The following is a 7,514-nucleotide window of genomic DNA, read 5'->3' as shown; positions in this document are numbered from 1 at the left end:
CCCATCGAAGGTTCAGCATGTCGAGAAGCCTAATGGATCCCGGGATCAAGTCCCGGGATGACGCCGAGTTTTATCCGAGAGCTTCAGTTCCGCCTGCGGCGTTATTGTCGGAGGCGTGATCCTCGTCACGCTCGGCGTCTGGGGCACCGGTCTGGTGGCGGCCTGACTGTCCGACCAAACCCCATACCGTCATGGCCCGACTTGATCGGGCCATCCATCTTCGCCCCGCAATCGGTACAGATGGATCACCCGGTCAAGCCGGGTGATGACGAATTTGGAAGTGGGGCGCCCAGACGAAACGCCGATGATCACGCACCAACACCAGCGTGTCGTTCTTCCGCCAGTAAACCCAATACTCTTGAAGGTGAATTCCTCGACGTCGCGCGACACGTTGCCGACGTCGGCATGACGCACGATTCACTCAGTCCAGAAATCTCCATCATCAGTCACGTCCATTTCGGCGTGTTCAAATTGACTAATTTCAATAGTAGTTCAAGCCGAAATACGTCAATCCCATCCAGGTCGATTGGCTCATCAAGTTTCGACAATACTAATGGCATTCCTGAACGTAGAAGCCCCAACCGATGCACAGGACCTTTGGGAGTTTTATCTTTGATGCCAAGGGTTGCTGTTATCAGCCGGGTGTCGGTGTTGGATTCTGGCTCGGCCTCCCATTTTTCGAACTCAATCACGCTTAAGCCCCTGGGAGAGAAGAGTTCGCCATCGATGTCCATTGGGCTATCGTCCGGCGAAAACGCCACCGTCAATGGTGCCTTTTTGAGCGCCTGCGTGATGCTTCCCTGAAAGGCAGTGTAAGGGATAGCTCCACTTTGTCCCTGTGAATTGAAGAACACATTGAGGCTTTCCCGAACCAATCGAGTCAGTCGAGAATATGCAGCTGCAATATCCTCTTCCAACAGACCTTCATGCGGCAATGTAAGGCTGGATTTTTTTGCGTGGAACAGCGGCAATCTGAATTGAGCATATTGGCTGTCCACGAAGGCTTTTGCCATGTCGTTCGCCTGATGCGGAACGAAATCCGCCAAATTTATGCGCCTACCCAATTCGCCTACGGCTCTGACTAGCCAGTCGACCTCGCGCTCTTTCTTAGGTTTTGTTGCGAGCGGCCAAAGGCGGTAGAGGAGCGCCTCAAATGCCATGAACATGTATCGATAGGCATCGAACATGTTATCCCGAGTTTGCGACAGGCGATAATAGCGGAGCACCGGCTGCCAAGCCGGATTTGTCGGGGTTGGTAGCTTTATGTTTCCACTAGCGTCTCTAACAATAAGGGATATCGGTTTAACGCGTTCACTCCAAATCACTACGGTTCTAAGCGTCAATACGCGCTTATCGGCAACGGTCTCTATAATTAGTCGATCATTGGCCTGCGGCTTGAGTTCAAGTGGTTCGTTAAAGCGAAAGCAAACCAAGTCCAATGTCTCTTCTATCGCTTCAAGCGCTAGCAACAAGGCATTGTCTGCTAGGAAAGTTTTTTTCGAACGTGCAACTGCGAGAGGCTGTCCGGCTCGGATAGATACTTCCCATCCACTGTCCAATTCGCGGTCGACACTGGATGTCGATTTCTCCGCAAGCCAAACCGCAACTGCGGTTGCGCTTGGAGCGTTTTCGAACTCCAGTAATAGCGCGCCGACTGACGCCATAAAATTCCATCGCTATCGTTTGGTTGAAGTAGATCGTCGGTCTAGATCTCTGCCTAGACGCTTCCCCTCACGCCCCCAACACCAGCGTGTCGCCCTTCCGCCAATACACCCAATACTCCTCGCCCTTCTTGAACGTGAATTCCTCGATGTCGCGCGACACGTTGCCGATGTCGGCGAGGAGCGGTGTGCCGGTGCCGACGTCGAAGAAGACGTTGCTGAAGCTGCCGTAATAGGCGACTTCGCCGACCTTGCCGCGCAGTGCGATGATGTCGGGGTCGGTGGGTTTGGTTTCGGCGACGAAAATCTTTTCGGGGCGCACGGCGAGTGCCACGTCGCCTTCGGCGTCGCCTGCCAGCTCGATATCGCCGATGATCTTTGCCGTGACTTTCACGCGGTGGTCGCCGATGCGCGTTGACTTCGCGTCCATCAGGTTGATGCGGCCGATGAAGTCGGCGACGAAGCGGCTCTTGGGGTTTTCATAAAGTTCGGCGGGCGTTGCGATCTGGCGCACCGTGCCCTGGTTCATCACCGCGATGCGGTTTGCCATCGACAGCGCTTCGGACTGGTCATGCGTGACGATGACGAAGGTGATGCCGACCGTTTGTTGCAGGCGCACCAGTTCGAGCTGCATCGCCTCGCGCAGTTTGGCGTCGAGCGCGGAGAGCGGTTCGTCGAGGAGCAGCACCGAGGGGCGTTTGACGAGGGCGCGGGCGAGCGCCACGCGCTGGCGCTGGCCACCTGACATTTCATGCGGCATGCGTTTGCCGAAGCCGCCGAGCTTCACAAGCTCCAGCGCTTCTTCCGTGCGCTTCTTGATTTCGGCGCGTGGGCGTCCGTCCATGCGCAGGCCATAGGCGACGTTTTTCTCGACCGACATATGCGGGAAGACAGCATAGGACTGGAACACCATGTTCACGGGGCGCTTGTTCGGCGCGACCGTCGACATGTCGTGACCGTCGATGATGACCTCTCCGCTTGTCGGCGTTTCGAATCCCGCCAGCATGCGCAGCAAGGTTGTCTTGCCGCAGCCGGACGGCCCGAGCAGGGCGAAGAACTCGCCGCGGCCGACCGCGATGTTGGCGTTGTCGACCGCCTTCACGCCGCCGGGAAATATCTTCGAGACGTTCCTGATTTCAATAATCGGCCGGTCGTTCGAAGCGACGCCGGGCGTCGAGGGAGCGGACTTGATTTGTTCCGGTGAAGCCATGCTCACTGTCGTCCTCAAGGCGTGTTGGTTCCCATTTGCTCCGGCGTCCAGATGTTGAAACAGGGCCGGGCGGCGAGTGTTCAATGCTTTTTGGGACATGGCAAGCGGGGAGGGCACTCGCAAAGTCCTTGTCGCGGCGCGGTGCTATCACGAGATATGCTGAACGCAAATCATATAAGGGAGAACCGTCCGATGATCGATCTCTATACCGCCTCGACGCCGAATGGCTGGAAGGCTTCCATCACGCTTGAGGAGCTTGCGCTTCCCTATGAGGTGAAGCCGGTCGCCTTGTCGAAGAACGAGCAGAAGGAAGACTGGTTCCTGAAGATCAACCCCAATGGCCGCATTCCGGCCATCGTCGATCGCGACGAGGGTGATTTTGCAGTTTTCGAATCCGGCGCGATCATGATTTATCTGGCGGAGAAAACCGGCAAGCTGATGCCGAGCGATGCCAAGGGCCGCTCGCTCGTCTTGCAGTGGCTGATGTTCCAGATGGGCGGCATCGGGCCGATGATGGGGCAGGCGAATGTTTTCTTCCGCTATTTCCCGGAGAAAATTCAGGCGGCCATCGATCGTTATCAGAACGAATCGAAGCGTCTTTTCACCGTGCTCGAAGGGCGCCTGAAGGATCACGAATATCTGGCGGGCGATTATTCGATTGCCGATATCGCCAACTGGTCATGGGTGCGCACGCATAAATGGTCGGGCGTCGAGATTGACGATCTGCCGAACCTGAAGCGCTGGATGGATGCCATTGCCGCGCGTCCGGCAGCGCAGCGCGGCATTGCGGTGCCTGTCGATCTGAAGACGCTTCAGGAAGGCGATGGCAAGGGCGCGAAGAAGTTTGCCGATGAGGCGCTGAAAATCGTGCAGCTTTAAAGAAGGGATGATTGCGTGACGATCACGTCGGAAGAAGAACTCGAAGCCTTGCGGCGCATAGGCCGGATCGTTGCGGCGGTCTTGCGCGACATGGGCAAGGCGATCGAGCCCGGCATGACGACACGCGAGCTGGATGAGATCGGGCGCGCGGGCCTCGACGCGCATGGCGCGCGCTCCGCGCCCGAACTCGCCTATGGTTTTCCCGGTGCGACCTGCATCAGCATCAATCGCGAGATTGCCCATGGCATTCCCGGCGAGCGGCGGATTGCGGCGGGCGATCTCGTCAATATCGACGTCTCTGCCGAACTTGGCGGCTTCTTCGGCGATACGGGCGCGAGCTTTGCCGTGCCGCCTGTCACGACGCGCGTTGCGAAGCTTTGCCGCGATGGCAAGCGCGCCATGTGGGAAGGCATCGGCGCTGTGAAGCCGGGCGCGCGGCTTGCCGAAATCGGCGAGCGCATCGAGCGCTTTGCGCAGAAGGGCGGCTATACGCTCATCCGCAATCTCGCGAGCCATGGCGTGGGCCGGGCGCTGCATGAAGACCCCGAAGAGATCCCGACCTGGGCGGATCGTTCGGAGCGGCGGCGGATTCACGAGGGTCAGGTCTTCACCATCGAGCCGTTTCTGTCCTGCGGCGCGTCTTTCGCCGAAGACACGGATGATGGCTGGACGCTGCTGGCCGACCGCCCGGAGCCGACCGTTCAATATGAGCACAGCCTCGTCGTCACCCGGAACGGGCCGCTGATCCTGACTGCGACATAAAGGGCCGATTGCACCCTTGACGCAGCTTCTTCATAGTTTTAAATAATAATTACTCGCAACTTGGATGGTCAGGAGGCCGTCATGCGCGCATTGAAAAAGGCAGTCGCTTTCTCGCTCGTCCACTTCGTGGTCGGGCTGACGGTCGCCTATGTGCTGACCGGGCAGGCGGTGGTGGCCTTCGGTGTCGCGCTGGTCGAGCCTGCCATCAATGGCGTGCTGCTTTTCGTCTATGGGCGCTGGGAAGAGGGCGGCGGCAATATGAGCCGGTTTCACCACGCCTGAGGCTTTTTCCACCTATTTCCAGGCCCAGACCGGCTGTTCCAGGTCGGCCACCCGCGTCGCGCGGCCTCGTAGCGCCACTTCGCCGAACTGATAGAGCACGGCGGCGGTCGGCGCGTGGACGTGGTCTTTCTCGCCGAGGAGAATGCGGATCACCGGCTTTGCGCTTTCGGGGATTGTCAGGAAAACGGGCGAATCTGGCCGCACCAGCTCGTCGAGCGCGAAGGGGTGAATGGAGGCGACCTCGCCCGGATTGGGTTTCATGCCTTCCAGATTATCGGCCCAGACGACAACCGGTGTGATGAGATAGCCCGAGCGCGTCGGGTAGTCGTCAAGCGTGCCAAGCACGGCAGACGATGTCGCGCGCAGTGAAATTTCCTCTTCCAGCTCGCGCAGTGCGGCTTCGACCGGCGTTTCATTGCCGTCGATGCGGCCGCCCGGCAATGCCCATTGCCCGCCATGCGCGTTGAGACGGGGCGCGCGGCGCGTCAGCAAAAAAGCAGCGGAATTTCCATGCGGGACGATAGTGATCGCGACGGCGGCGCGTTTCAGCGTGCCGGGCGGGGGTGGCGCAAGCTCGAAGGAGCCGAGGCGCCGAGCCACGTCATCGCGGAGGTTTGCGTTAAAAATATGCGACATGGCGGTGATTTTAGCACCCTGTTCCTTCGCAAACCAAACAGTGGAGCCCAAAATCCGGGTAAGATGTTCGACGCGATGACGAAAACCCTCCCATGCAGGATATTGGTGCGCTAAAGGAGCAGCAGTAGATTTGAGCGGACGGCTTTCGAGCCGTCAACGGTAAGGGTGTCTCATGCACATCGGCGTTCCCAAGGAAATCAAGGTTCACGAATATCGCGTCGGCATGACGCCGTCTTCCGTGCGCGAGGCGGTGCATAACGGCCATGAGGTTCTCGTGCAGAAGGGCGCCGGTTTCGAGATCGGCCTTTTCGATGAGCAGTATCTCGCCGCCGGTGCGGAGTTGACCGACAGTCCTGAAGAAATTTATGCCCGCTCCGACATGATCGTGAAGGTGAAGGAGCCGCAGCCCCATGAGCGCAAGATGCTGCGCGAGGGGCAGATACTCTTCACCTATCTGCATCTGGCCGCCGATCCTGAACAGGCGCGCGGATTGATGGAATCGGGCGTCATCGCCATCGCCTATGAAACCGTCACCGATGCGCGCGGCGGTTTGCCTTTGCTCGCGCCGATGTCGGAAGTTGCGGGGCGCATGTCGATCCAGGCGGGTGCGCATTCGCTTGAAATTGCGCAAGGCGGGCGCGGCATGTTGCTTGGCGGCGTTCCGGGCGTTCCGGCGGCGAAGGTCGTCGTTCTGGGCGGCGGCGTGTCGGGCATGAATGCGGCGCGCATGGCGATGGGCCTGGAGGCGCATGTCACGGTCATCGATCTCAATCTGCATCGCCTCTACGAACTCGATCTCCAGTTCGGGCCGAAGCTCAACACGATCTATTCAACCGTCGATGCGATCGAAGAGCACGTGCTGGGTGCCGATCTCGTCATCGGCGCGGTGCTGGTGCCGGGCGCGGCCGCGCCGAAGCTCGTTTCCGAAGAGCTGGTCAAGAAGATGAAGAAGGGCTCCGTGCTCGTCGACATCGCCATCGATCAGGGCGGATGCTTTGCGACCTCGCGTCCGACGACCCACGCCCAGCCGACCTATATCAAGCACGGCGTCGTTCATTACTGCGTTGCCAATATGCCGGGCGCCGTGGCGCGCACCTCGACCTTCGCGCTCAACAACGCGACCTTGCCTTTCATATTGGCGCTTGCCGACAAGGGCTATGCGAAGGCGTTTGCCGAAAATCCGCATCTGATGGCCGGGCTGAATGTCTTCAAAGGCCAGATCACCTACAAGGCCGTCTCCGATGCGCTTGGCGTTGCCTATCTTTCGGCGCAAAAAGCTCTGGCGGCTTGAGCGTTTGGGTCTCGGTGTGTGCCAAATTTAAACACACATTAACCATCTTGGCCCATCTTTGAGGTCGTCTCCTGCGGGAGGCTGCTGGCTTTGGAGGGGATGAGGTCATGGACAGGTCGAGACGCAGAGAGCTTTTCTGGCTTCTCCTGATTGCGGCTTGCGTCGCATTGTTTGTGGCGCGAAATGAGCGTCACGAGCGCCGGAGCGAGGCTTATGACCGGGGTGGATTGACCGATCTGGTGAGGCAGTCCCAGAACGCGCCGACCTATAATCCCAATGACGATGTCGTGACGGGCTCGATTGCGGCGCGGCCGGTTGCGCGCCCTCATACGCGCAACCGCGCCGGCTACTATGTTCCGCTCGGCTCCTATGTGTCGATCGATCAGGCGACGCGGCGTTATCTCGATCTTGCCAGCCGCGAGCCGGCTCTTGAGCGCGACAACAAGCTCAAGATCGAAACCGTGTCGCTGAAGGGCGACGGGACATTTCACAGGCTTCGTATGGGTAATTTCGCGACGATTGGTTCCGCCAAGGCTGCCTGCAGCAAGGCTGGCGTTCCCGCGCCGCATTGCCCGGTGATAGAAGCTCGCTAAAGAGTCGTCCATTGGTTGAAAGCCGGTGGACTTGTGGTCCGGTTTGCCTGTATAAGGCCCGCCAACAGCTGTATCCCACAAGGATTGCGGCTCAATTATAGAATTTTCAGAACCTCGCAATGGTGCCCCTTCAGGGGTCCTGAGGTTTTGCCAGACCGGAGCCTCAAGACATGGCCGTCCCTAAAAGGAAGACTTCGCCC

The 7,514-nt window shown here is 58.9% G+C and carries 8 protein-coding genes; 5 read left to right on the top strand and 3 right to left on the bottom strand.

Going from position 1 to position 7,514, the window contains the following annotated elements; genetic code table 11:
• Positions 1–446: 446 nt before the first annotated feature.
• Positions 447–1,664, bottom strand: a complete 1,218-nt coding sequence (locus tag WA943_RS12110; protein WP_424470138.1) for a hypothetical protein — start codon at positions 1,662–1,664, stop codon at positions 447–449.
• A 67-nt stretch (positions 1,665–1,731) separates the two neighbouring features.
• Entirely contained in the window at positions 1,732–2,871 is a 1,140-nt protein-coding gene (locus WA943_RS12105) for an ABC transporter ATP-binding protein (RefSeq protein ID WP_424470137.1), read from the bottom strand.
• 192 nt (positions 2,872–3,063) lie between these two features.
• On the opposite strand from WA943_RS12105, the gene WA943_RS12100 reads away from it, so the two are divergent.
• The 3 genes from WA943_RS12100 (at position 3,064) to WA943_RS12090 (ending at position 4,794) form a co-directional block, all read left to right on the top strand.
• Positions 3,064–3,750 carry a glutathione S-transferase family protein gene (locus tag WA943_RS12100; RefSeq protein ID WP_424470136.1) on the top strand — a complete coding sequence of 229 codons (687 nt, stop codon included), beginning with the start codon at positions 3,064–3,066 and terminating at the stop codon, positions 3,748–3,750.
• Positions 3,751–3,765: 15 nt separating this feature from the next.
• Positions 3,766–4,512 carry a type I methionyl aminopeptidase gene (gene map, locus WA943_RS12095; protein ID WP_424470135.1) on the top strand — a complete coding sequence of 249 codons (747 nt, stop codon included), beginning with the start codon at positions 3,766–3,768 and terminating at the stop codon, positions 4,510–4,512.
• 81 nt (positions 4,513–4,593) lie between these two features.
• A complete protein-coding gene (locus WA943_RS12090) occupies positions 4,594–4,794 on the top strand; it encodes a DUF2061 domain-containing protein (protein WP_424470134.1) in 201 nt (66 codons plus the stop codon).
• Positions 4,795–4,806: 12 nt separating this feature from the next.
• Here the strand turns inward: WA943_RS12090 and WA943_RS12085 are convergent, their stop codons facing one another.
• Positions 4,807–5,430 carry an NUDIX hydrolase gene (locus tag WA943_RS12085; RefSeq protein ID WP_424470133.1) on the bottom strand — a complete coding sequence of 208 codons (624 nt, stop codon included), beginning with the start codon at positions 5,428–5,430 and terminating at the stop codon, positions 4,807–4,809.
• A gap of 172 nt (positions 5,431–5,602) precedes the next feature.
• Here WA943_RS12085 and ald point away from each other — a divergent pair, with 172 nt between their 5' ends.
• Positions 5,603–6,721, top strand: a complete 1,119-nt coding sequence (ald, locus tag WA943_RS12080) for an alanine dehydrogenase (protein ID WP_424470132.1) — start codon at positions 5,603–5,605, stop codon at positions 6,719–6,721.
• A gap of 107 nt (positions 6,722–6,828) precedes the next feature.
• A complete protein-coding gene (locus tag WA943_RS12075) occupies positions 6,829–7,314 on the top strand; it encodes an SPOR domain-containing protein (protein WP_424470131.1) in 486 nt (161 codons plus the stop codon).
• Positions 7,315–7,514: the final 200 nt, after the last annotated feature.

It is taken from the genome of Parvibaculum sp., from assembly GCF_049651025.1.
Classification (GTDB): Bacteria; Pseudomonadota; Alphaproteobacteria; order Parvibaculales; family Parvibaculaceae; genus Parvibaculum.
The sequence above is the reverse complement of the archived record's forward strand: the minus strand, read 5'-3'. Positions and strand labels throughout refer to the sequence as shown.